Origin of the sequence: Pseudomonas khavaziana (genome assembly GCF_036704165.1) — a bacterium.
GTDB classification, from domain to species: Bacteria; Pseudomonadota; Gammaproteobacteria; order Pseudomonadales; family Pseudomonadaceae; genus Aquipseudomonas; species Aquipseudomonas khavaziana.
Map to the genome: position 1 here is coordinate 2008601 of NZ_CP129946.1, position 23482 is coordinate 2032082.

23 protein-coding genes are annotated in these 23482 nt (G+C 60.1%); 13 read left to right on the forward strand and 10 right to left on the reverse strand.

Features of this window, described 5'->3' with window-relative positions; all coding sequences use genetic code 11:
• Positions 1-19 precede the first annotated feature (19 nt).
• On the forward strand, positions 20-1666 hold the full coding sequence (gene mqo, locus QYQ93_RS08930; RefSeq protein WP_338476744.1) for a malate dehydrogenase (quinone): 1647 nt from the start codon (positions 20-22) through the stop codon (positions 1664-1666).
• Between the two features lie 63 nt (positions 1667-1729).
• On the opposite strand, the gene QYQ93_RS08935 is transcribed toward mqo, so the two are convergent.
• Entirely contained in the window at positions 1730-2566 is an 837-nt protein-coding gene (locus QYQ93_RS08935) for a LysR family transcriptional regulator (RefSeq protein WP_338476745.1), read from the reverse strand.
• A 98-nt stretch (positions 2567-2664) separates the two neighbouring features.
• On the opposite strand from QYQ93_RS08935, the gene QYQ93_RS08940 reads away from it, so the two are divergent.
• Together QYQ93_RS08940 and QYQ93_RS08945 are read left to right on the forward strand one after the other, a co-directional pair.
• Positions 2665-3564, forward strand: coding sequence for a DMT family transporter (locus QYQ93_RS08940; protein WP_338476746.1), 900 nt, complete (start codon positions 2665-2667; stop codon positions 3562-3564).
• A gap of 130 nt (positions 3565-3694) precedes the next feature.
• Positions 3695-4024 carry a YXWGXW repeat-containing protein gene (locus tag QYQ93_RS08945; protein WP_005786252.1) on the forward strand — a complete coding sequence of 110 codons (330 nt, stop codon included), beginning with the start codon at positions 3695-3697 and terminating at the stop codon, positions 4022-4024.
• 129 nt (positions 4025-4153) lie between these two features.
• On the opposite strand, the gene QYQ93_RS08950 is transcribed toward QYQ93_RS08945, so the two are convergent.
• From QYQ93_RS08950 to QYQ93_RS08965, 4 genes are all read right to left on the reverse strand, one after another.
• A complete protein-coding gene (locus tag QYQ93_RS08950) occupies positions 4154-4549 on the reverse strand; it encodes a PIN domain-containing protein (RefSeq protein ID WP_043047469.1) in 396 nt (131 codons plus the stop codon).
• Complete coding sequence (locus tag QYQ93_RS08955) at positions 4546-4803, reverse strand: AbrB/MazE/SpoVT family DNA-binding domain-containing protein (RefSeq protein ID WP_005786256.1); 258 nt, start codon at positions 4801-4803, stop codon at positions 4546-4548. The genes QYQ93_RS08950 and QYQ93_RS08955 overlap by 4 nt, the downstream gene beginning before the upstream one ends.
• A 170-nt stretch (positions 4804-4973) precedes the next feature.
• Entirely contained in the window at positions 4974-6347 is a 1374-nt protein-coding gene (ppnN, locus tag QYQ93_RS08960; protein WP_043047468.1) for a nucleotide 5'-monophosphate nucleosidase PpnN, read from the reverse strand.
• A 148-nt stretch (positions 6348-6495) separates the two neighbouring features.
• Positions 6496-7320 (reverse strand): aspartyl/asparaginyl beta-hydroxylase domain-containing protein, encoded by an 825-nt coding sequence (locus tag QYQ93_RS08965; RefSeq protein ID WP_043047467.1) that lies wholly within the window; start codon positions 7318-7320, stop codon positions 6496-6498.
• 276 nt (positions 7321-7596) lie between these two features.
• Between QYQ93_RS08965 and fabV the strand changes: the two genes are divergently transcribed.
• Positions 7597-8790: an enoyl-ACP reductase FabV gene (fabV, locus tag QYQ93_RS08970; RefSeq protein WP_032881058.1), complete on the forward strand. Its 1194-nt coding sequence runs from the start codon at positions 7597-7599 to the stop codon at positions 8788-8790.
• Between the two features lie 214 nt (positions 8791-9004).
• Positions 9005-9628, forward strand: a complete 624-nt coding sequence (locus QYQ93_RS08975) for an HAD family phosphatase (protein WP_338476747.1) — start codon at positions 9005-9007, stop codon at positions 9626-9628.
• Here QYQ93_RS08975 and QYQ93_RS08980 read toward each other — a convergent pair.
• On the reverse strand, positions 9625-10530 hold the full coding sequence (locus tag QYQ93_RS08980) for a LysR family transcriptional regulator (RefSeq protein ID WP_043047465.1): 906 nt from the start codon (positions 10528-10530) through the stop codon (positions 9625-9627). The genes QYQ93_RS08975 and QYQ93_RS08980 overlap by 4 nt on opposite strands.
• A gap of 102 nt (positions 10531-10632) precedes the next feature.
• Here QYQ93_RS08980 and QYQ93_RS08985 point away from each other — a divergent pair, with 102 nt between their 5' ends.
• Positions 10633-11802 carry an aspartate aminotransferase family protein gene (locus QYQ93_RS08985; RefSeq protein ID WP_043047464.1) on the forward strand — a complete coding sequence of 390 codons (1170 nt, stop codon included), beginning with the start codon at positions 10633-10635 and terminating at the stop codon, positions 11800-11802.
• Between the two features lie 120 nt (positions 11803-11922).
• Here QYQ93_RS08985 and punR read toward each other — a convergent pair whose 3' ends face one another.
• Complete coding sequence (gene punR / locus QYQ93_RS08990) at positions 11923-12837, reverse strand: DNA-binding transcriptional activator PunR (RefSeq protein WP_059397007.1); 915 nt, start codon at positions 12835-12837, stop codon at positions 11923-11925.
• Positions 12838-12959: 122 nt separating this feature from the next.
• Between punR and punC the strand changes: the two genes are divergently transcribed.
• The gene (gene punC / locus QYQ93_RS08995; protein WP_338476748.1) at positions 12960-14150 is read left to right on the forward strand and encodes a purine nucleoside transporter PunC; all 1191 of its coding nucleotides are present in this window, start codon (positions 12960-12962) and stop codon (positions 14148-14150) included.
• Between the two features lie 125 nt (positions 14151-14275).
• On the opposite strand, the gene QYQ93_RS09000 is transcribed toward punC, so the two are convergent.
• A complete protein-coding gene (locus QYQ93_RS09000) occupies positions 14276-15109 on the reverse strand; it encodes a nucleoside-binding protein (RefSeq protein ID WP_338476749.1) in 834 nt (277 codons plus the stop codon).
• Between the two features lie 158 nt (positions 15110-15267).
• Here QYQ93_RS09000 and QYQ93_RS09005 point away from each other — a divergent pair, with 158 nt between their 5' ends.
• Positions 15268-16770 carry a nucleobase:cation symporter-2 family protein gene (locus tag QYQ93_RS09005; protein ID WP_124377003.1) on the forward strand — a complete coding sequence of 501 codons (1503 nt, stop codon included), beginning with the start codon at positions 15268-15270 and terminating at the stop codon, positions 16768-16770.
• Between the two features lie 100 nt (positions 16771-16870).
• Here the strand turns inward: QYQ93_RS09005 and QYQ93_RS09010 are convergent, their stop codons facing one another.
• A complete protein-coding gene (locus tag QYQ93_RS09010) occupies positions 16871-17803 on the reverse strand; it encodes a proline iminopeptidase-family hydrolase (RefSeq protein ID WP_043047459.1) in 933 nt (310 codons plus the stop codon).
• A gap of 91 nt (positions 17804-17894) precedes the next feature.
• Entirely contained in the window at positions 17895-18659 is a 765-nt protein-coding gene (locus QYQ93_RS09015; protein WP_043047458.1) for a LuxR family transcriptional regulator, read from the reverse strand.
• 183 nt (positions 18660-18842) lie between these two features.
• Between QYQ93_RS09015 and QYQ93_RS09020 the strand changes: the two genes are divergently transcribed.
• The 5 genes from QYQ93_RS09020 to QYQ93_RS09040 are packed head-to-tail and all read left to right on the forward strand — an operon-like array spanning position 18843 to position 23456.
• The gene (locus tag QYQ93_RS09020; RefSeq protein ID WP_043047457.1) at positions 18843-19730 is read left to right on the forward strand and encodes a proline iminopeptidase-family hydrolase; all 888 of its coding nucleotides are present in this window, start codon (positions 18843-18845) and stop codon (positions 19728-19730) included.
• A gap of 3 nt (positions 19731-19733) precedes the next feature.
• On the forward strand, positions 19734-20681 hold the full coding sequence (locus QYQ93_RS09025; RefSeq protein WP_043047456.1) for an ABC transporter permease: 948 nt from the start codon (positions 19734-19736) through the stop codon (positions 20679-20681).
• On the forward strand, positions 20678-21535 hold the full coding sequence (locus tag QYQ93_RS09030) for an ABC transporter permease (RefSeq protein ID WP_338476750.1): 858 nt from the start codon (positions 20678-20680) through the stop codon (positions 21533-21535). Before QYQ93_RS09025 ends, QYQ93_RS09030 begins: the two co-directional genes overlap by 4 nt.
• Positions 21532-22488, forward strand: coding sequence for an ABC transporter ATP-binding protein (locus tag QYQ93_RS09035; RefSeq protein ID WP_338476751.1), 957 nt, complete (start codon positions 21532-21534; stop codon positions 22486-22488). Before QYQ93_RS09030 ends, QYQ93_RS09035 begins: the two co-directional genes overlap by 4 nt.
• Positions 22485-23456: an ABC transporter ATP-binding protein gene (locus QYQ93_RS09040; RefSeq protein ID WP_338476752.1), complete on the forward strand. Its 972-nt coding sequence runs from the start codon at positions 22485-22487 to the stop codon at positions 23454-23456. The genes QYQ93_RS09035 and QYQ93_RS09040 overlap by 4 nt, the downstream gene beginning before the upstream one ends.
• The last annotated feature ends 26 nt before the right edge of the window (positions 23457-23482 follow it).

Consider the following 23482-nt stretch of genomic DNA (forward strand, 5'->3'; position numbering starts at 1 on the left):
TTTATCATAGGTGCTACTGATGTTTAAAAAAGTAAACACTGCCCTGCTGGGGCTGGCTTTGTCGATGGGGATCACGTCCGCGCAAGCGGAAGAGGCAAAGAAAGTCGATGTGCTGCTGATCGGCGGCGGCATCATGAGTGCGACCCTGGGTGTCTGGCTCAATGAGCTGGAACCGGATTGGTCGATGGAGATGGTCGAGCGCCTCGATGGCGTGGCCGAAGAAAGCTCCAACGGCTGGAACAACGCCGGTACCGGTCACTCTGCTTTGGCTGAGCTGAACTACACCCCGGAAGACAAGAACGGCAACGTTGAGATCCCGAAAGCGGTCGAGATCAACGAAGCGTTCCAGATCTCCCGTCAGTTCTGGTCCTGGCAGGTTCAGCAGGGCGTGTTGAAGAACCCGCGTTCGTTCATCAACTCCACACCGCACATGAGCTTTGTGTGGGGCGATGACAACATCAAGTTCCTGAAAAAGCGCTACGAAGCCCTGAAGGCCAGCCCGTTGTTCGCCGGCATGCAGTACTCCGAAGACCCGGCGCAGATCGCCAAGTGGGTCCCGCTGATGATGGAAGGGCGTGATCCGAAGCAGAAGATCGCGGCCACCTGGAGCCCGATCGGTACCGACGTGAACTTCGGCGAGATCACCCGCCAGTTCGTCGCTCACCTGCAAACCACGCCGAAGTTTGACTTGAAACTGTCGAGCGAAGTGCAGGACATCACCCGCAACGACGACGGTTCGTGGCGCGTGAGCTACAAAAACCTCAAAGACGGCACCAAGACTGAAACCGACGCCAAGTTCGTGTTCATCGGCGCCGGCGGCGGTGCCTTGCACCTGCTGCAGAAGTCGGGCATTCCTGAAGCCAAGGAATACGCAGGCTTCCCGGTCGGTGGTTCGTTCCTCGTGACCGAAAACCCAACCGTTGCCGAGCAGCACCTGGCCAAGGCCTACGGTAAAGCCTCGGTAGGTTCGCCACCGATGTCCGTGCCGCACCTGGACACCCGCGTGCTGGATGGCAAGCGCGTGATCCTGTTTGGCCCATTCGCGACCTTCTCGACCAAGTTCCTGAAAGAAGGCTCGTACCTGGACCTGCTGACCAGCACCACCACTCACAACATCTGGCCCATGACCAAAGTCGGTATTCGTGAATACCCACTGGTCGAGTACCTCGCCGGCCAACTGATGCTGTCGGATGACGACCGCTTCAAGGCGCTGCAAGAGTACTTCCCGAACGCCAAGCAATCCGACTGGCGCCTGTGGCAAGCCGGCCAGCGTGTGCAGATCATCAAGCGTGACGAAGAGCAAGGCGGCGTGCTGAAACTCGGTACCGAAGTGGTCAGCTCTGCCGACAACTCCATTGCCGGCCTGCTGGGCGCATCGCCAGGCGCGTCCACCGCGGCTCCGATCATGCTGACCGTGCTGCAAAAGGTCTTCAAGGACAAGGTAGCCAGCCCGGCCTGGCAGGAAAAACTGCACCAGATCGTACCAAGCTACGGCACCAAGCTGAACGACAGCCCTGAAGCGGTTGCCAAGGAATGGGCCTACACTGCCGGAGTGCTGCAACTGACACCACCGCCAGCGATCCCGCAACTGGCTGCTCCTCAGGCTACCGAGGCTGCCAAGCCTGCGGCTGAGCCAAGCAAGCCGGCGTCTGACCTGGCGCTGTAAGCAACACCCACGAAAAAGCCCGCTGAACCGGTGACGGTCAGCGGGCTTTTTTGTGGGCGCAGTTCAGACCTTGAAGTGGCGGATTTGCTCATGCACATGCAGCGCCAGCGCATTGCTGGTATCGCACATCAGGTACAGATGCTGCGCGGGTAGAGGTGGCAGTTCTGACATGTGGATCAGTCCTTCGCCCATGCGGCTTTGCTCCATCAAGCCAACCGCCACGCCACTGCGTATACAAGCTTCGACCGCCGATGAGTTGGGGCTTTCCAGCAGTAGCCGGTGGTAGATCCCATAATCCCTCAACGACTGCAGCGCTGCGGCGCGATAGGGGCAGCCAGTGATGGGTACAGTGACGGGTAATGGCGCGCTCGGCGGCGAGTTGAAGCCTTTGGTCGCTACCCACAGCGGCTGCACGGCCCCCAGGCGTTCACCTTGTGCAAGTGGGTGCGCGCTGACGGTGATCGCCAGGTCCAGTTGGTTGGCCATGAATAAGTTCAGTAACTCACCGCTGGTGCGCGCTTCGATCTCCAGTTCCAGCAGGGGGTTGTCAGCGATCAGTCGCGGTAAAAATTCCTGGATGAAGGCGGGCGCATAGGTATCCGGCACCCCCAGGCGGATCTTGCCCTGCATGCGCTGGGGCATCAGCGAAATCAGCAGGCGGTCATGGCTCTTAAGAAACTCGGTGGTTTCGCCCAGCAGTTTCTGGCCGTACAACGTCAATTCCACGCCCTGGTTACTGCGGCTGAACAGACGCTGCCCGACCTGATCTTCCAGCTTCTGGACCTGCGTGGTGACGGTGGACGCGCTGCGGTGCACATGCTCAGCGGCTTCGTTGAAGCGCCGAAAGCGCGCGACGGCGTGAAAGGTGCGCAGCAGCTCGATATTCAGTTGTTTAGTCATGATTTGGTTTTTTCGAATTTACTGTTCGTTTAATTCAAATATACGCAAGCATGTGCAGCCTTTAGCCTTTGAGTCAAATCACAGCGATGGGAGGCGATATGAAGCGATCTACCTTGGGGTTGCTGCTGTTGCAGGCGGTTTTCGTTTTGTCGTGGAGTTCAGGCTTTATCGGCGCCAAGCTCGGCACCCAGGGTGGTGGAGCGTTCAATCTGCTGTTCTGGCGTTTCCTGCTGGTCTCGCTGTGCCTGGCGCTGTTCCTGAACAGGCGATTGCTGGAGGTGACCTGGCAGCAACTCCGTCATCACGCGGTTGTCGGGTTCCTGTCGCAGTTTCTCTATTTGAGCTGCGTCTACGTCGCCATCCAGAACGGCCTGCCCCCCGGGATCGCGGCGATTATTGCGGCGTTGCAGCCATTGATGACAGCGGCATTGGCGACGGGCATGGCGTCCGAGCGCAGTGGCGGCTGGCAATGGGTGGGGTTGGTGATCGGCTTTGTCGGTGTGTCGATTGTGATTGCCGGGCAGTATGGTGGTGGCGGGCAGGATGTCGGGCTGGTCATGTACCTGTTGCCCCTGGTATCGGCACTGGGGCTGACACTGGCGACCTTGTACGAGCGTCGCTCGGTGCAGACCCAGGACAGCGGGTTGGTGTTGCCGCTGTTTATCCAGTCGCTGTTGACCCTGATCGGTTTTACTGCGGCCGTGATCTACACCGACACCTTGAGTATCCCCCATGACACCAACGTACTGATCTCGATTGTCTGGTTGACCCTGTTCTCCACCTTCATCGCCTATTTGAGCCTGTGGATGCTGCTGCGGATGATGACTGCCACCCATGTGGCGACGCTGGTGTATCTGGAGCCGCCGGTGACGTTGGTGTGGGCGGCGTTGATGTTTGGCGACGTGATCCATGCATCGACCTACGCGGGCATAGCTGTGGTCGTGGCCGGGTTGGTGTTGGTGCGTCTGAAGCGACCGACTGTCGCCTGTACTTCCTGAGGCTGGCGGGTTCAGCAAGCTGACAGACACCACCTGTTAAAAAGTACCCATGCCTAAGCAGGAGCGCGGCTGAAACAAGGGGGGACTTTTACCAGTGCAGGTAGTGGGCGTACGCGCCCGAGGGTTTTGTATGTTGCTACGTTATGCAGCATTGGCCGCCATGGTGGTCGCCGCTTCCGGGTGTGTGCAAGAGCGTGTTGTGCATGAGCGCAGGCCGGTACAACACGAGTACGTTGATGTGGTGGCGCCGCAACCGCCGCCGGTGCAGGTGATCGAAGTCGAGCCGGCGGTGCGCGAAGGTTATATCTGGTCACGCGGTTACTGGCGTTGGGAAGGCGGGCGTTATGTAGCAGTGCACGGCCATTGGGAACCGGTGCGTCAGGGTTATCGTTACGTACACCCGCACTGGGTGCAGCGCAATGATGGCTACCATTGGCAGATCGGTGGCTGGGTCCGCTGACCCAACGCCATCTTCCATTGTAGGAGCGAGCTTGCTCGCGAAAAAACCACAGGCACCGCGTGCTCCCTGAGTGCTCGCGTAATCGTTGGCGTTTTTCGCGAGCAAGCTCGCTCCTACAAAAAAGCCGGCCTAGCCGATCCGTTTCATCCCCGCTGCCTTGGCCGCGTTCAGATCAAACGTTGCGGTGTACTCGCAACCGGCCGCGTGGCCACAGCGTTCGATCAGGCAGTCGGCAAAGTCCGCTTTGCTTGCGGTGAACTTGCGCAGGGCCTGCCAGATGATATCGGCGTGTTCGACGGTCAGTTCCCGTGTGTACAGCAAGGTTTCCAGCACCGTCACCACGTCGCTTTTGGTCGATTGGTAGCAGGACTGCAACACCCACACCAACTCCGTAAGCGTCACCAGGCTGACAAAACCGGGTGAGGCGGCGGTGAGCGATTCGATCAGTTGGGACGCCTTGGCCGATTGCGCAGGATCATCCTGGGTCACATAACGCACCAGCACGTTGGTATCCAGGCCAATCATCCAGCGGTTGCTCCCTGGGCCGCGATGGCTCGGTTCATGTCCTCGATAGACACGGTGTGAGCGGGTTTGCGGATCAACCCCTTGAGGTCCTTGACGGTTTTGCTGGCGGCGATCATGGAAAACTTGCCGTCTTCCATCTCGACGAATTCCACCCGGTCGCCTGTTTCCAGGCCCAAGGCTGTCCTGACCTGGACAGGGATGGTGATTTGCCCTTTTGAAGTGAGTGTGGCGGTAGCCATAGTGAAGATCTCCATCGTGATATTCCTTACCTTAGGGTAAGGAATGACAGAGGACAATATCCGTTGGTCCATAGGTCGCTCGCAGGTGTGAGTCAGTCGGTAGTAAAACCCTAGTCCGAATGCTCGATCCTCACACCGTTGGCTACGCCCCAAACAGATACAAACTATGACCGACCGCCGTTCCCTCACTGCACCACGCGATAACACGGCACATACGCCGCGCCGCCCGGCAGTTTCATGCGGTGCTGGGCCACGAATGCCTTTAATAGCTCATCCAGCGGTTTCATGATCGCCGGGTCGCCGTGGATCTCATACGGGCCGTTCTCCTCGATCAGGCGAATGCCCTTGTCCTTGACGTTACCCGCCACGATCCCCGAAAACGCCCGGCGCAGGTTGGCCGCCAGTTCGTGGGGGGGCAGGCTGTGGTTCAGCTGCAGGCTGGCCATGTTTTCGTGGGTGGGGTCGAACGGGCGCTGGAAGCCTTCGTCGATCTTCAGCAGCCAGTTGAAGTGAAACGCGTCGTTACGCTCGCGGCGGAATTGCTTCACGGCCTTGAGGCCGACGGTCATCTGGCGCGCCACTTCGGCCGGGTCGTCGATGATGATCTGGTAGTGCTGCTGCGCCGCTTCGCCCAGGGTGGCGCCAACGAACGCATGCAGCTGTTCCAGGTAGGGTGCGGCGTGTTTCGGTCCGGTGAGCACCACCGGAAACGGCAGGTCGCGGTTGTCCGGGTGCATCAGGATGCCCAGCAGGTACAGGAACTCTTCGGCGGTGCCGGCGCCGCCCGGGAAGATGATGATGCCGTGACCGACGCGTACGAAGGCTTCCAGGCGTTTTTCGATGTCCGGCAGGATCACCAGCTCATTGACGATGGGGTTCGGCGCTTCGGCAGCGATGATGCCCGGCTCGGTCAAGCCCAGGTAGCGGCCATTGGTGATGCGTTGTTTGGCGTGGGAAATGGTCGCGCCCTTCATCGGGCCTTTCATCACGCCGGGGCCGCAGCCGGTGCATACGTCAAGGCTGCGCAGGCCCAGTTCGTGCCCGACTTTCTTGGTGTATTTGTATTCTTCGGTGTTGATCGAGTGCCCGCCCCAGCACACCACGATCTTCGGCTCCACACCCGGGCGCAGCGTGCGGGCGTTGCGCAGCAGGTGAAACACGTAGTCGGTGATGCCCTGGGAGTTGCTCAGGTCGATGCGCTGGCTGTCCAGCTCGTTCTCGGTGTAGACGATATCGCGCAGGGCGCTGAACAACATCTCGCGGGTGCTGGCGATCATTTCGCCATCGACGAAGGCATCGGCCGGGGCGTTGAGCAGTTCCAGGCGCACGCCGCGGTCCTGCTGGTGAATGCGCACTTCGAAGTCTTTGTAGGCGTCGAGGATGGTCTTGGCGTTATCGATGTGGGCGCCGGTGTTGAGAATGGCCAGGGCGCACTGGCGGAACAGGGTGTAGATGCTGCCGCTGCCGGCTTCACTCAGTTGCTGGACTTCACGTTGTGACAGGGTTTCGAGGCTGCCCTTGGGGCTGACGGAGGCGTTGATGACTTGACGTTGGGGCATTCTGATTCCTTGAAAGCATAGCCACCGCACCCACTGAGTTGCGATGGCCTGAGAATGGTGGGCGCCGTTTACGGTCGCACGAGACGGTTATTTACCTCAGGCCAGGGGCCAAGCGCAAACATCGTCCAGCACCATCATGCCGCAGAACTTACTCAATCAGCTTCCAGTTTTTGTAGAAAACCCGACGCAGGGTAAAGACCAGGCCGGCAAAGCCCGCGATCACGGCGTTGAGCACCGAGGGAAGCGGGGTCGGCCGCACAATGTCGATGAATAGGCAGTAGCGTTTGACGTCGTTCTTGTTGAAGGATGCGTGCATCAAGGTGTCGTCGAAGATAAACAGCGGGTCGTCGTGCCAGTAGTGCTTGTGCTTGCCCACCTGGATATACACGCCCTCGTGATGCGGCGCCGGCGCCATGTTGTAGAGCACGCGGAACATCATGCGCAGAGGGCCGAAATGAAAGGAGGTGGACCGGTTCTCGTTGAACACCGAGACACCGATGGTCTTCACGAAGGGCAATTTCTTGCGCAGTTGCGGAATATCCAGGGTGGTCTCGATCGGGCGGCCGTACCACTGGAAAAACAACATGCCGCGTTTCTTCTCAGCCATGCGCTCGTCCAGGTAGCCGATGATTTCATCCTTGCGGGCCATGGCGTCGTCGATCACCTGTTGCAGGTCTTCGCGCCAGGCGGGTGGCAGGTCGTGCATCGTGTAGACATGGCGGTTGCGGCTGCTCAGCAGGTCGAGCAGGGTGTTGAAGGGGGCGAGCACCCAGGTATTGCGGCCGTTGCCGATGAAGTATTTCTTGAGGGTGGCGCGGTCATAGAGGCCGTTGCGCAGGAAATCATAAATACCGCACAGCACCACCAGCAGCAGGAATACCAGGCAGGTACGCGGGAAACAGTCGATCAACAACAGAACGCCAACTACCCAGGCCAGGGACACCAGCTTTTTGCCGACAGCACTTTTGCTCATGAAAAACGGCTCCAACTTTGAAACATAATGAAACAATATCGTCATGATAAGGCTTTGAGGAGCCGCCAGGGGTTATTAAATAGGGCGAAATTGTGAAGCCCTTGCACAATTTGTAAGCGTTGCCGCCCATTCTCCGACGGTTTATGGATTGAATTTTGAGAACAGAAGATTTGCGACTATCGTGACGCTTCGGTTTTTTGGACGTCATAGACCGGTACGATTGAAGTTGAATGGCCACCATTGGCCTTCGGCACCTTGGAAGAGGCAGAAATTTTTATGATCATCAAACCGCGGGTTCGTGGCTTTATCTGTGTGACCGCTCACCCTGTTGGCTGTGAAGCGAACGTCAAAGAGCAGATCGACTACGTAACCAAGAATGGCGTCATCGAAGGCGGCCCGAAGAAAGTGCTGGTGCTTGGCGCTTCCACCGGTTACGGCCTGGCCGCGCGCATCAGTGCCGCGTTTGGCTGCGGCGCCGACACCCTGGGCGTGTTTTTTGAGAAAGAAGGCGAAGAAGGCAAGCTGAGCTCTGCCGGCTGGTACAACAGCGCGGCGTTCGAGAAGTTTGCCGTGGAAAAAGGCCTGTACGCCAAGAGCATCAACGGCGACGCGTTCTCCGACGAGATCAAGCGCCTGACCATCGACACCATCAAGAAAGACCTGGGCAAGATCGACCTGGTGGTCTACAGCCTGGCCGCGCCACGCCGTACCGACCCGCAAGGCGTGGTGCACAACTCCACCCTCAAGCCAATCGGCAAGGCCGTGACCCTGCGCGGTATCAACACCGACAAGGGCGTAGTGGTCGACACCACCCTTGAGCCTGCAACCCAGGAAGAAATCGACGGCACCGTGAAAGTCATGGGTGGCGAAGACTGGCAGCTGTGGATCGACGCCCTGCGTGACGCCGACGTACTGGCCGAAGGCGCCAAGACCACTGCGTTTACCTACCTCGGCGAGAAGCTGACCCAGGACATCTACTGGAACGGTTCCATCGGCGAAGCCAAGAAAGACCTGGACAAGAAAGTCCTGACCCTGCGCGAAAATCTTGCAGCGCTCAAGGGCGATGCCCGCGTGTCGGTGCTCAAGGCTGTGGTCACCCAGGCCAGCTCGGCGATCCCGATTATGCCGCTTTACCTGTCGCTGCTGTTCAAGGTGATGAAAGAGCAGGGCACCCATGAAGGTTGCATCGAGCAGGTCTACGGTCTGTTCAAGGACAGCCTGTACGGTAAAGAGCCTAAGCTCGACGCCGATGGCCGCCTGCGCGCCGACCTGGCTGAGCTGGAACCCAAGGTTCAGGACGCCGTGGCTGCGCTGTGGAACCAGGTTACCGACGATAACGTCAACGAGATCAGCGATTTTGCCGGTTACAAGGCTGAGTTCCTGCGCTTGTTCGGCTTTGAAGTCGACGGCGTGGATTACGACGCGGACGTGAACCCGACTGTCAAGATCAACGGCCTGATTCAAGCTTAAGGTCTGATCCAGACCAAAATGTGGGAGGGGGCTTGCTCCCGATGGCGGTGCATCAGTCACTATCTTCAGTGGCTGACACCCTGCTATCGGGAGCAAGCCCCCTCCCACATTTGATCCGAGTCTTTTCAGACACTTCTTACGCCCCGGCGCGCGCCTCTCTCTTCCAGATCTGCCAGACTCCAGCTGCTATCAAGTCACGCTAACGGAGGATCTGATGACGATTCGTGCAGTAGTTTTTGATTTCGGCGGTGTCCTGTTCGACTGGAGCCCGCAGCACCTGTACCGCAAGCTGATTGCCGACGATGCAGAGCGGCAGTGGTTTCTCGACAATATCTGCACCCAGGCCTGGAACACCGAGCAAGATGCTGGTCGTACCCTGGCCGAAGCCACCGATACCCTGATTGACCAACACCCAGAACACAAATCTTTGATCCAGGCTTACTACGCGCGCTGGCACGAGATGCTGCGTGGTGAGTTGCCTGAGGGCGTGGAAGTTCTCAAGGCGTTGCACCGAGCCAAAGTGCCGTTATTCGGGCTCACCAACTGGTCGGCTGAAACCTTTCCCTATGCGCGCGCCAACTATCAGTTCCTGCAATGTTTCCGCAACATCGTCGTGTCCGGCGAATTGAAGTTGATCAAGCCTGATCCGGCGATCTACCACGCCAGCCTTGAACAGGTACGTGCCCATTTGCCGGATATCCAGCCGAGTGAAGTGGTGTTTATCGATGATGTCGAAGGCAATATTGACGCGGCTGTCGCCTTGGGCTGGCAGGGTATCCACCATGTGTCGGCCGATCGTACCGCTGTGCGTCTACGCGAGTTGGGCGTGGCCTTCTAGGGCGCCCACTTCTCCATGGCGAAGTCGACGAACGCCCGCAGCTTGGGCAGGCGATAGCGGTCCTGGCGATACAGCAGGTGCATGGGACGGCTGGGTAGTTTATAGGTGGTCAGCAAGGCCACCAGCTTGCCGCTCTCCAGGTCCGGTTGCACCAGGGCATCGGCCAGCATGATGATGCCCATGCCGTTGATGGCCGCCTGGCGCAAGCCTTGCGAGCTGTTGATGGTCAATGAGCCGCCAACCGTGACTTCCACCTGGCCTTCATCCCCGGTCATGCGCCAGAGTTTATCGGTATCGCGCCAGTTATCATTCGCGGGGTAAGCGAACGCCAGGCAATCGTGCTGCTGCAGATCATCTGGGGTCTGCGGCGTACCCCGTCGCGCCAGGTACGCAGGTGATGCGCACAGGGTCAGGGTGTAGGGCTGCATGGGCCTGGCGATCACGCTGGATGTTGCCAGTTCACCCAGGCGGATCGCCACGTCGAAGCCGCTGTCTACGAGGTCCATCCGCTCATTGCTCAGCACCACGTACAGGTCGATAAGCGGGTAGCGCTGGGAAAACTCGCTCAAGGCCGGCACCAGGCGTTCGGTGCCGAACACGGGCGGTGCAGTGATACGCAGGCTGCCTTTGGGGGTTTCGCTGTGGATCTGTTCGGCCATTAGCTCGGAGTCGGCCACCAGCCCCAGCACTTCCAGGCAGCGCTGATAATACTGCGCGCCAAATTCCGTAAGGTCCTGTTTACGGGTAGTGCGTTTGAGCAGGCTGACGCCCAGCCGTTGCTCCAGGGCACGCAAATGGTTGCCCACCATGGTGGTCGACATCCCGCATTCGTGGGCGGCGGCGGTCATGCTGCCGGTCTCGACGACTTTTACGTACACCGACATTGCCTGGAATAGGTCCATTATCAACTCCTGGTTTAAAGTCATTGCAGGCATTCAGAGTTTATCCAGCTCAGGTGGTTAACGATACTGAAACCACCCCAACGATGCACTGGAGCCACCCCCATGACCGCCGCCTGCCTGATGAGCACCTATCAACCCTTGGTCCTGAGCTTCAGTCGTGGCCTGGGCACACGCCTGTGGGACCAGCAGGGCCGCGAATACCTGGATGCAATTGCCGGCGTAGCGGTGACCAATGTCGGCCATTCCCACCCCAGGCTGGTAGCGGCCATCAGTGAGCAGGCCGGCCTGCTGCTGCACACGTCCAACCTCTACAGCATCGACTGGCAACAGCGGCTTGCCCTGCGCCTCGCCCAACTGTCCGGGCTGGACCGTGCGTTTTTCAACAACTCCGGCGCCGAGGCCAACGAGACGGCGCTGAAACTGGCGCGCTTGCATGGCTGGAAAAAAGGCATTGAACAGCCGCTGGTGGTGGTAATGGAGAACGCCTTTCATGGCCGGACGCTTGGCACCATGGCCGCCAGCGACGGGCCGTCGGTGCGCCTGGGGTTCCAGCGCCTGCCTGGGGACTTCATCAAGGTTGGCTTTGGCGATATGGCCGCCTTGGAGGTGATCACCAGGCAATACGGCACACGCATCGCCGCGGTGCTGCTGGAACCGATCCAGGGCGAAAGTGGCGTGCTGGTGGCCCCGCCCGGTTACCTCAAAGCCTTGCGCGACCACTGCACGCGCCACGGCTGGTTGATGATGCTCGACGAAATCCAGACCGGCATCGGGCGTACCGGCACCTGGTTCGCCTTCCAGCACGAAGGCATCGTGCCGGATGTGATGACCCTGGCCAAAGGCCTCGGCAATGGCGTACCCATCGGCGCGTGCCTGGCCCGGACTGCCGTGGCCGAGCTGTTCACGCCAGGCAGCCATGGCAGCACCTTTGGCGGCAACCCACTGGCCTGCCGCGTGGGCTGTACCGTCCTGGAGATTATTGAACAGCAAGGTTTGCTACAGAACGCGACACACCAGGGTGAATACCTGCTGGCGCGGTTGCACATGGAGTTGGACGAGCACCCGCAGGTACGGGCGATTCGCGGCAAGGGCTTAATGATCGGCATTGAACTGGCCAGCCCTTACCGCGACCTGGCCCAGCGCGCGGCCCAGGAGCATGGGTTGTTGATTAACGTTACGCGGGGCAAGATCATTCGCCTGTTGCCGCCGCTGACTTTGCAGCGCCAGGAAGTAGAAATGATTGTGCGGGCCATCACCCGCTTATTGGGTTGAAATACGATCAAAGTGTGGGAGGGGGCTTGCTCCCGATAGCAGTGGTTCAGCCACTGAAGATATCGACTGATACACCGCTATCGGGAGCAAGCCCCCTCCCACAGTGGTTCTGTGTAGGGTTCAGAGGGTGGGGCCATTCAGCCATTCCTGATTCATGGTCTGCGTATCCCCCAGGTACTCCAGCAACCACGCCATGGCCGGCGAAAGCTTGCTCTGCGCCCAGGCCACACACGACGGGCTGGCCGGGAACGGTCGGCTTAATTGCAGCGCCACCAACTCGCCCTTTTCGATCCACGGCAACACCTGATGGGCCGGGGCCATGCCCACACACAGGCCATCGCGCAGGCAATCCAGCGCCGAAGCCCAGTTGGGCACCACCAGGCGGCGCTGGTTATCCAGGGTCCAGGTGTCGCGCTTGGGCAGGTTGCGCGAGGTGTCGGTCATGCAGAGTGAGGCGAAGGGGCGTAGCTGGTCATCGCTGAGCAAACCTTCTACCGCCGCCAACGGGTGCCGGGCACTGACCACACACAGCCAGTTCAACAGGCCCATGTCGCGGAAGCTAAAGTGGCTGGCCACCGGCACCGCGCTGGTGGCGCCGATCACGATGTCGGTGCGCTCATCGGCCAGCGCATCCCACACGCCGTTGTACACCTCGTACTCAAGCAGCAATTCCACTTCGGGAAACTGCCGATAGAAGTCCAGCACCAGTTGACGACAACGCTGGGGTTTGACGATGGAATCCACGGCCACCTTCAATTGGCCGCTCCAGCCATTGGCCACCTGTTGGCACAAGCGCCGGGTGCCAAGCATTTTTTTCATCACGCCGCGGGCTTCGTCGATAAACAGGCGGCCGGCGGGCGTCAACTCTACGTCGCGATGCCTGCGCACAAACAAGGGCACGGCCAGCCATTCCTCAAGCTGACGTACCGTGTAGCTAATGGCCGATGGCACGCGGTGCAGTTCCTGGGCGGCGGCGCTGAAGCTGCCGTGGCGGGCAACTGCATCGACTACATCCAGGGAGTATTCAGACCACATGAAAGTTGCCTTCAAAATTATTGATAAGAGCGTCCAATTATTATCGCTTCACACACATATTGTCAGCTTCATAATGGGCGCCAGTCAGCAAATAGTTTGATGGCAGTATCTACAAGGCTTCGATGAAAAATTCTTTTGGTTTTACCTGGTACCTGGCGGGGCTGAGCATGCTCGGTTATCTCGCCATGGACATGTACTTGCCGGCGTTTGGCGCCATGGGCGAGCAGTTACAGATTGGCGCCGGCGCAGTGGGTGCCAGCTTGAGCATTTTCCTCGCCGGCTTTGCGGTGGGGCAGTTGGTGTGGGGGCCGTTGTCGGATCGCCTCGGGCGCAAGCCGATCCTGCTCGCGGGCCTAAGCCTGTTTGTGCTTGGGTGCCTGGGTATGTTCTGGGTCGAGACCGCGCCGCAATTGCTGGCCCTGCGCTTTATCCAGGCGATTGGCGTATGTGCTGCCGCCGTAAGTTGGCAGGCCTTGGTGATCGATCGCTACCCGGCCGACAAGGCCCACCGCGTATTCGCCAGCATCATGCCGTTGATGTCGCTGTCACCGGCCCTCGCGCCATTGTTGGGCGCCCTGGTGTTGAATCACTTTGGCTGGCAGGCGATCTTCGGCGTGTTGCTGGTGGTGTCGCTGTTGCTGCTGTTGCCAACGCTGTTCCTGCGCAGCCTGCCCAAGCGTCTTGAACAGGAGGGTGCCCCTACGCGCCTCGGTTATGGGCAGTTGCTCACCTCTAAAGTGTTTACCGGCAATGTGATGATCTTCGCTGCCTGCTCAGCCAGCTTCTTCGCCTGGCTTACGGCCTCGCCGTTCATCCTGGGCGGCATGGGCTACAGCCCGAATGACATCGGCCTCAGCTACGTGTTGCCGACCCTGGCGTTTCTTGTCGGTGGCTATAGTTGCCGCAGTGCCCTGCAGCGTTTGCCGGGCAAAACCCTGTTGCCGTGGTTGCTGGCTGCGTATTGCTTGAGCATGGTGGCGTTGTACCTGGTCGCCACCCTGAGCGTGCCGACCCTGACCACCTTGCTGATCCCGTTCTGCCTGATGGCGCTGTGCAACGGCGCCAGCTACCCGATTGTGGTAGCGAATGCGCTGATGCCGTTTGCAGAAAACTCAGGCAAGGCGGCGGCACTGCAAAACACCCTGCAACTGGGGCTGTGCTTCCTGGCCAGCTTGTTGGTGTCGTCGATGATCGAGCAACCGCTGATGATTACGGTGATTGTGATGTTGGCGACAGCGCCGTTGGCGGTGTTGGGGTATTGGCTGGCGCGGCCGAAAGCAGATTGCTCGGAACTGGCTACTGATCTGAAGTGACAATGTGATCAAAAATGTGGGAGGGGGCTTGCTCCCGATAGCGGTGTATCAGTCACTATCTTCAGTGGCTGGCACACCGCTATCGGGAGCAAGCCCCCTCCCACATTGGTTCTGAGTTTCTTCAGTTAGAACGTCACTTCCATGTTCAGCGTAGGCGTTGAGGTACGGCTACCCCGCCCCCCGTCCACACCGAACTTGTTATGCCAGTACTCATAACCCACTCCCAGATACAGGTTCGGCTTCACGCTTTTACCCGGCCGTACCGCCACCATCAGCGCCGTACGCATCAGCGCTTCAGGCGCGGTATCGCGGCCATGGTAATCCTCGCCTTTCTCCCCGACATAATTGATAAACCCCTGGAACTTCGCCGCATGGTTGCCTACCTCGAAAGGGCGCATCCAGGTCAGGTTGAGCATGTAGCTGTCGTCGAACGTATGGTTCGACTCTTGCGCGCCGGGGATGCCGGTGTGGTTCCTTTCCTTGTAGTACATCAGGCTCAGGTCCAGTACACCGACGGTGTTGAACTTCAAGGTCGGGCCGATCACCAGGGCGCGCTTTTTGGCTGACGCGAAGTTGTTGTTGCGGTTGGCGTCAAAACCCAGGGTCAGCGCGTAATCCTTGACCAGGCCAGTGCCCGGCGGCAGGTCGAACACCCGCGAGGCATACAGCTGGTGCCGGTACACGGCGTACACCTCGCTGCCGCCGTGATCGGTGCCCTTGCGCGTGTCGCGGCTGTCGGACAGGAACACATCCAGGTTGAGGAAGTTACTGCCATAGCGGTAGCCGCTGGCGTGGGTAAAGCTGTAGATGCGCTTGCTGAAATCGTCGGGGTTGTTTGGGTTGGTGAAGTGCTGGCCGTAGCGAAAACCTACGCTGTTGTTCATCCATTCCACCGCGACAGCCTCCCCGCCGCCGAGAAGGGTCAATGCGACGGTGGCGCCCTGTAGTGCCTTTTTCATTATTGTTGGTCCTTTGGCGTTGTGGCTCATGACGGCCGGATTATTTTTGTAACGCCGCGGGAGGGTATCTTGTTCGATTGATTGTATACAACTCTATGGACATACGGTCTTAACATTGCATACAGTGAGCGCACAACAAAAACAGAGAACCTCTCACCATGACTATCCCGAAGGCGTCACCGCAGCGGCCCGAAGATGAAAATCTGGGCGTCGCCGCCAACATGGCTTACGGCCTGCAGCATGTGCTCACCATGTACGGCGGCATCGTCGCCGTGCCGTTGATCGTCGGCCAGGCAGCCGGGCTGTCGCCTGCGGATATCGGCCTGTTGATCGCGGCATCGCTGTTTGCCGGTGGCCTGGCCACCTTGTTGCAAACCCTTGGCCTGCCGTTCTTCGGCTGTCAGTTGCCGCTGGTGCAGGGCGTGTCGTTCGCGGGCGTGGCCACCATGGTGGCGATTGTCGGCAGTGACGGTGCGGGAGGGATCCCGGCGATTCTCGGCGCAGTCATGGCCGCTTCGTTGATCGGCCTGTTGATCACCCCGGTGTTCTCGCGAATTACCAAGTTTTTCCCGCCGCTGGTGACCGGCATTGTGATCACCACCATCGGCCTGACCCTGATGCCCGTGGCGGCGCGCTGGGCCATGGGCGGCAACAGCCGTGCGGCGGACTTCGGCAGCATGTCGAATATCGGCCTGGCCGCATTGACCCTGGTGTTGGTGCTGTTGTTGAGCAAAATCGGCAGCGCCACCATCTCGCGCTTGTCGATCCTGCTGGCGATGGTGATCGGCACTGTGATCGCGGTGCTGCTCGGCATGGCTGACTTCTCCGGGGTGACCCAGGGGCCGATGTTCGGCTTCCCCACACCTTTCCATTTCGGCATGCCGACCTTTCATGTGGCGGCGATCATTTCCATGTGCATCGTGGTGATGGTGACTCTGGTGGAGACCTCGGCGGATATCCTGGCGGTGGGCGAGATCATCGACACCAAGGTGGATTCCAAGCGCCTGGGCAATGGCCTGCGCGCCGATATGTTGTCGAGTATGTTTGCGCCGATCTTCGGTTCCTTCACCCAAAGCGCGTTCGCTCAGAACGTTGGCCTGGTGGCGGTGACTGGAGTGAAAAGCCGATTTGTGGTGGCTACCGGCGGGGTATTCCTGGTGGTGCTTGGCCTGTTGCCGTTCATGGGCCGGGTGATCGCCGCAGTGCCGACCTCGGTGCTGGGCGGTGCAGGCATTGTGCTGTTCGGCACGGTGGCGGCCAGTGGGATCCGCACGCTGTCCAAGGTGGATTACCGCAACAACATGAACCTGATCATCGTGGCCACGTCCATTGGCTTCGGCATGATCCCAATCGCCGCGCCGAGCTTCTATGATCACTTTCCAAGCTGGTTCGCGACCATCTTCCATTCGGGCATCAGTTCGTCGGCGATCATGGCGATCCTGCTGAACCTGGCCTTTAACCACTTCACCGCCGGTAACTCGGACCAGCAGTCAGTGTTTGTGGCCGGGACTGAACGCAGTTTGTGCTTTCGCGATGTGGCCGCATTGCGTGACGGGGATTACTACAGGGGTGGTAAGTTGTTTGATGCAGAGGGCAAGGAGATTCCGTTGGTAGCGGATACCTCAAAGAAAGCTACAAAACCCGAAACCACAGAGGTCTAAAAATGTGGGAGGGGACTTGCTCCCGATAGCAGTGTGTCAGCCACTGAAGCTATTGACTGATACACCGTCATCGGGAGCAAGCCCGCTCCCACATTGGAATCTAGCCAGCCTTGCGGGCTTTGTGCGGCATTGAACACACCTCATCCAGAAACTTCACCACTGTCCCCATGCACGCCTGGCGCTCTTCCACATGGGGCATGTGGCTGGAGTCTTCAAACAATGCCCAGCGCACGTCCGGGATTTCATCCAGGAACGGCTTGACCACCAGTGGCGTGGCCTCGTCATGCCGGCCGGAAATCACCAGGGTCGGCACCTTGATTGCCGCCAGACGACCGATCACGTTCCAGTCCTTCAAGCTACCGATCACGTGGAATTCGGTCGGGCCGCTCATGGCGTGGTACACCGTGGGGTCTGCATCGACCTGGGCGAAGGTGCGCGCCACTTCTTCCGGCCAAGGTTTGACGCGGCACACATGCTGATCATAGAAAATCCGCGAGGCGGCCAAGTATTCCGGATCTAGATAGGTGCCGGCCTGCTCGTGCCTGAGCAGGGTTTCGTGCACGCCCTCAGGCAACAACTTGCGCAGGCGGTTGGCTTCGCTGACCCAGGTGCGCATGCAGGTCGGTGAGTTGGCAGGAATAAACGCGCGCAGGCCCTTGGGCTGCAGGATCGCGTGCTCGCTGCCCAGCATGCCGCCCCAGGATTGGCCGAGGATCGCGTAGTTATCGCTGATCTGCAGGTGGTCCAGCAGGTTGTTCAACTCGTCGAGGAACAGGCTGATGGTCCAGAACGATGGGTCTTTATCCGGCAAGTGCGTGGAGCGGCCATTGCCCAACTGATCATAGTGAATCACCGCGTGGCCGCTGGCGGCGACGTCCTTGAAGGCATCGACGTAATCGTGGGTGCAGCCCGGGCCGCCATGGATGATCACCAACGGCGTACGGCCTGTGCTCAGGTCGCCCGTGACGCGATACCAGGTCTGATACGCGCCAAAGGGCGCATAGCCTTCGCGAATTTTTTCGATGAATTCCATTTCGTGCCCCGCTCTGAAAAAAGGATCAGGGCTACGATAGTCTGAACAAAAAGTTTAGGTAACTAGCAAAACAGCTAGGTTTTTCCGGTAGTCAACCTTCCAGCAAGCGGTAATGGGTAGCCCGCACCACTGCCTGTACGCGGTTCTTGGCCCCCAGTTTGTGCATGGCCGAGGCCAGGTGCAGGGTGACCACCGCCAGCGAACGACTCAATTGCGTGGCGATTTCGGCAGCGGTCAGGCCGTCGGCGGCCCATTTCAGGCATTCGCGTTCGCGTTTGGTCAGGTGGATATGCGGATAGGCCCGCAGTTCCTTGCTGAACAGCGGGTAGGCTGCTTCCTGCAGGGCATGGGTAATCAGGCTGAAATCGGCCAACGTATGTTGTGCGTCCTTCAATACCGTGCGCGCCTTGCCGGTGCGCAACCCGGTCAGCGACGCGAAGCCGCCCCGGGGCAGGTGAATAGGGACGCTGACGCCACAGGTCAGCTCACGTTCGTGCAAGTAAGAGGACACGGGCGCGTGGCACGGGTCGATGATCTTCTGCAGGGCTGTCTCTGTCTTCGCTTCATAGGACCAGACAAACGGCGATACCGTGCTCAACGCCAGGTGCTGCACCGGGTCGATCTGGTAGAACCCTTCGCTGCACCACAAGGCATGCCAGTCCGGCGGGGTGTTGCGCAACTGCAACACCGAGGGCGTGATCAGCGTGCCATTGAGGTCGATGGGCACCGGCGTGTAGTCATACACCAACGCATCGAAGCCCAGTTGTTGGGCCAGGATAAACGTATTGTCCATCTGTTCATCCAGGCTCCTGCCTGGCATGAGGCGATTATTGAAGGCGGTCAGCTTGGCCAGCATCCGTTCTGCTCCCGAATTCATTTGAATCTCGACTTGCGGCAAGTAGAATGCCACGCCCCGGCGAAGGACTGCCAGGCCAAACCTATAAGAAATACTAGGTTATGGACGCACGGCATCCTCGGTAGTGTTTACCTGATAAACGGCCGCTACCCGCCAGGCCGATACAACACAAGGAATGTATGCATGTGGCGTGAAATTGCCCCCGACCAGCAGTACAACGTGCAAGTCGACGGCCACAACCTCGTGGTCTACAGCTTCGGCGAAGGTGATGAGGTGCTGCTGTGTCTCAACGGCGGGCCGGGCCTGCCGTGTGACTATCTGCGCGACGCCCATGGCTGGCTCAAAGCGCATAACCTGCGAGTGGTTGCATTCGACCAGCTTGGCACGGGCGCATCAGCCAGACCGACCGATACCGCCCTGTGGGAAATTCGCCGTTATGTCGAAGAAGTCGAAACCGTGCGCCAAGCCCTGGATCTGGGCCGCGTGCATTTGCTCGGGCACTCCTGGGGCGGCTGGCTGGGTATCGAATATGCCATCCATTACCCCGATGCCCTGAAAAGCCTGATCCTGGAAAACACCGTCGGCGACATCCCGCATTTGTCCCAGGAACTCGAACGCTTGCGCGGGGCGCTGGGCAGCGAAACCGTGGCCATGATGCAACGCCACGAAGCCATGGGCACCCTCGACCACCCGCAATACCAGGCTGCCATCACCTTGCTCAACTATCGTCACGTGTGCCGCCTCGACCAATGGCCTGAGCCGCTCAAGCGCTCCCTGGACGACTGGAACATGGGCCCCTACGAAACCATGCAAGGCCCCAACGAGTTCCTCTATATCGGCAACCTCAAGGACTGGAACCGCCTCGAGGAAATGGCCGGGTTCACGATGCCGATCCTGATCACCACCGGCCAGCACGACGAACTCACCCCCGCCTGTGCCATGCGCATGAAGCTGGCGGCCCGGCATGCCCAACTGCATGTATTCCCCAACAGCAGCCATATGCCATTTTACGAGGAGCCCCAGGCGTACTTCCCGGTGCTGCTGGACTTTCTCGCTCGCCACCGAGGTTGACGCATGAACTTGGCGCGTTACCGTTTTGTCCTGTCCCGGCCGCTGCAACTGCTGCCGGTGCTGTTTGGCATCAGCCTGATCACCTTTGTGCTGGTGCGCTCGATCCCCGGCGACCCGGCGCGGGCGCTGCTGGGTTCACGCAGCACGCCGGATGCCCTGCTGAAAATCCGCGCCCAGTTCGGCCTCGACCAGCCCTTGTGGCTGCAATATTTCTACTTCCTGAAAAACCTGCTCAAGGGCGATCTCGGTCAATCGCTGTTGTACAAGGTCGATGCCCTGAAACTGATCGTGACCCGTATCGAGCCGACGCTGGTGCTGGTGCTGGGCAGCGTGGTCCTGGCGTTGCTGATCGCGGTGCCGTTGGCGACAGTGGCGGCACGCAACAAAGGCGGTTGGGCGGATAACCTGATCCGCGTTTTTACCACGGTCGGCCTGGGCATGCCGGCGTTCTGGCTGGGGTTGATGCTGATCCTGCTGCTCAGCGTGCAATGGGGTTTGTTCCCGGTGTCCGGCTACGGTCGCACCTGGCTGGACAAGGCGCACCATATGGTTTTGCCCTGCCTGACCATCGCCCTGGCGCTGGCGGCGGTGCTGGTGCGCAACCTGCGCGCGAGCATGCTGATGGAGTTGCAGGCCGATCCTGTTACCGCCGCCCGAGCGCGGGGTCTGTCGGAGGCCGCGGTGTTTCGTCGACATGTGCTGCCCAACTCCCTGGTGCCGGCGGTCAACCTGCTGGCGGTCAACATTGGCTGGCTGATCAGCGGCACGGTGGTCATCGAAAGTCTGTTCGCTATTCCGGGCATCGGCCAGTTGCTGGTGCGCGGCATCTTCACCCGTGACTACATGGTGGTGCAGGGCGTGGCGATGGTGCTGGCGTGTGCCACGGTGGTGGTCAATTTCATTGCCGACGTGGTGACGGTGGCCCTCGACCCACGGGTGAAGATGCAATGAGCAGCCGCCCACTGGTCGCCCCATGGCGCTTGCGCCTGCGCTTTGGCTTTCGCAACGGTCGACTGACCGCCGCGTGGGGCCTGTTGATCCTGTTGGCATGGCTGGCCCTGGCGCTGTTTGCGCCGTGGATCGCACCTTTCGATCCTATCGCGCAGAACACCGACATGAGTTTGCTGGCCCCCAGCCTGGCACATCCGTTTGGCACTGATAACTACGGAAGAGATATCCTTTCGAGGGTGATCTGGGGTGCGCGCATCGACCTGCAACTGGCGGTTGTCGGGGTGATCTTTCCGTTCATCATCGGCACCTTCATCGGTGCGGTGTCCGGTTATGTCGGCAGGCGTTTCGACAGCTTCTGCATGCGTGTGATCGATGTGGTCCTGGCGTTTCCGTTCCTGGTGCTGATGCTGGCGATCATGGCTATCCTCGGGCCGGGCTTGAAGAGTTTCTATATCTCCATGGCGCTGGTGGGTTGGGTGTCGTATGCGCGGCTGATCCGCTCGCAGATCCTGGTGCTCAAGGAAAGCGAGTTTGCCTTGGCCGCCAAGAGCCTGGGCTTTGGCCATGGGCGCATTCTGTTCCGGCATTTGCTGCCCAACGCGCTATTTGGCTCCATTGTGTTTTCCATGTCCGACGCAGTATTGGTGCTGCTCAACGGCGCCGCCGTGAGTTACCTGGGCCTGGGCGTGCAACCGCCTACCGCCGAGTGGGGGACGATGGTGGCCGAGGGGCAAGCCTTTATCACCACCGCCTGGTGGATCTGTACGTTCCCGGGCCTGGCCATCGTGACCCTGGCCATGGGTTTCAGCCTGTTGGCTGATGGCGTCGCCCAAGTGTTGGGGGATCGCTCATGAGCCTGCTGCAAGTGCGTGACCTCAGCGTGATCGCCAATAACGGCGGGCGCGATGTCACCCTGGTGGATCGCGTGTCCTTCGACCTGGCCGAAGGTGAAATCCTCGGCTTGGTGGGTGAGAGCGGGTCCGGCAAGACCATGGCCTGTCGTGGCCTGATACGCCTGCTGCCCTCTGCGAATCTACGCGTGCAAGGCACCGCCGTGAGCTTGGCCGGCCAGGACCTGTTGCAGCTCGACGATGCTGGCATGCGCGCTGTGCGAGGCGGGCAACTGGGTATGATCTTCCAGAACCCCGGCAGCCACCTGGACCCGCTGATGCGCATCGGCGAGCAGATCGCCGAGGGCATCCGCCTGCATCAAGGTGCATCGAAAAAAGACGCACGCTTGCAGGCCATTGAGGTGCTGCGCCAGGTTGGGATCCCTGACCCCAAGGCGCGGGTCGACAACTACCCCCATGAGTTTTCCGGCGGCATGCGCCAGCGCGCGATGATTGCTGTGGCCCTGGGCTGCAACCCCAAAGTGCTGATCGCCGATGAGCCGACCACGGCCCTGGATGTGACGGTGCAGGCGCAAATCCTGCGCCTGTTGCTCGACCTGCGTGACCAGCGTGGCTTGTCGATCATCATGATCACCCATGACCTTGGCGTAGTGGCGCAGACGTGCGACGCCATCGCGGTAATGTACGCCGGGCGCCTGTGCGAGCATGGCAGCAAATACGAGCTGCTGGCGCACCCGCAACATCCGTATACCGCAGGCCTGATCGACTGCCAACCGGCCCACAGCAGCGGCCATGCCTTGTTGCGCACTATCCCCGGCCAGCCGCCGTTGCTGGATGCATTGCCCGACGGTTGCCGCTTCAATCCGCGTTGCCCGCAGGCCCGCGCCTTGTGCACCGAGTTGCTGCCGCAAGGTGCACGCGTGGCCTGTCACTATCCGTTGGGAGAGCGCCCATGAGCCTGTTGCAGATCAAGGACCTGGAGGTGCGTTTTGCCGCGTCCGGCACTGGCCCGTTCGGCCTCAACAAGCAGTGGGTGAGGGCGGTGAATGGCGTGTCGCTGAATCTGGCCGCCGGTGAAACCCTGGGTTTGGTGGGCGAATCCGGCAGCGGCAAAAGCACCCTGGGCCGGGCGATTCTGCACCTCAACCCGATCAGCGCCGGGCAGGTGCTGTTTGACGGTGTCGACATGGCCCATGGCAGCGCCATCGACATCGCTCGCCTGCGCCACGAAACCGCGATGATTTTCCAAGACCCCTACGCTGCGCTGAACCCACGCCAGAGCATCGGCGAGATCATTGCCGAGGTGCTACGCGTGCAGCGCAAGGTGGCGGTGGCGCAGGTCCCGGCGCGGGTCAATGAGCTGCTGGCGCTGGTTGGCCTGCGCCCCGAGTTGGCCATGCGCAAACCAGGCTCACTCAGTGGCGGCCAGTGCCAGCGCGTCGGTATTGCCCGGGCGCTGGCGGTGGAGCCACGCCTGATCATTGCCGACGAATGTGTGGCGGCGCTGGATGTATCGATCCAGGGCCAGATCATCAACCTGTTGCTGGAACTGCAACAGCGCATGAACCTCGCGATCCTGTTTATCGCCCATGACCTGGCCATCGTGCGGCGCCTGTGCGACCGCGTGGCGGTGATGTACCTGGGCAAGATCGTCGAGGAAGGGCCGGTGGAAGCGGTGTTTACCGCGCCGCGTCATCCTTACACGGCGGCGTTGATCGAGGCGATTCCCGAGATCGATCCGCATCGGCCGCTGCCCGCGCAGCCGTTGCCCGGCGAGCCGCCGAGCCCGCTGGATTTGCCTTCAGGCTGCGCCTTTCACCCACGTTGCCGGCATGCCCGAGCGATGTGTTCGGTGGTGTTGCCGCCGACCCATTTCCTGCACGAGCATCGGTACAGTTGCGTGCTTGAAGAACCTTTGCTTTGACCCTCTGCCATTCATTAACAAGGAGT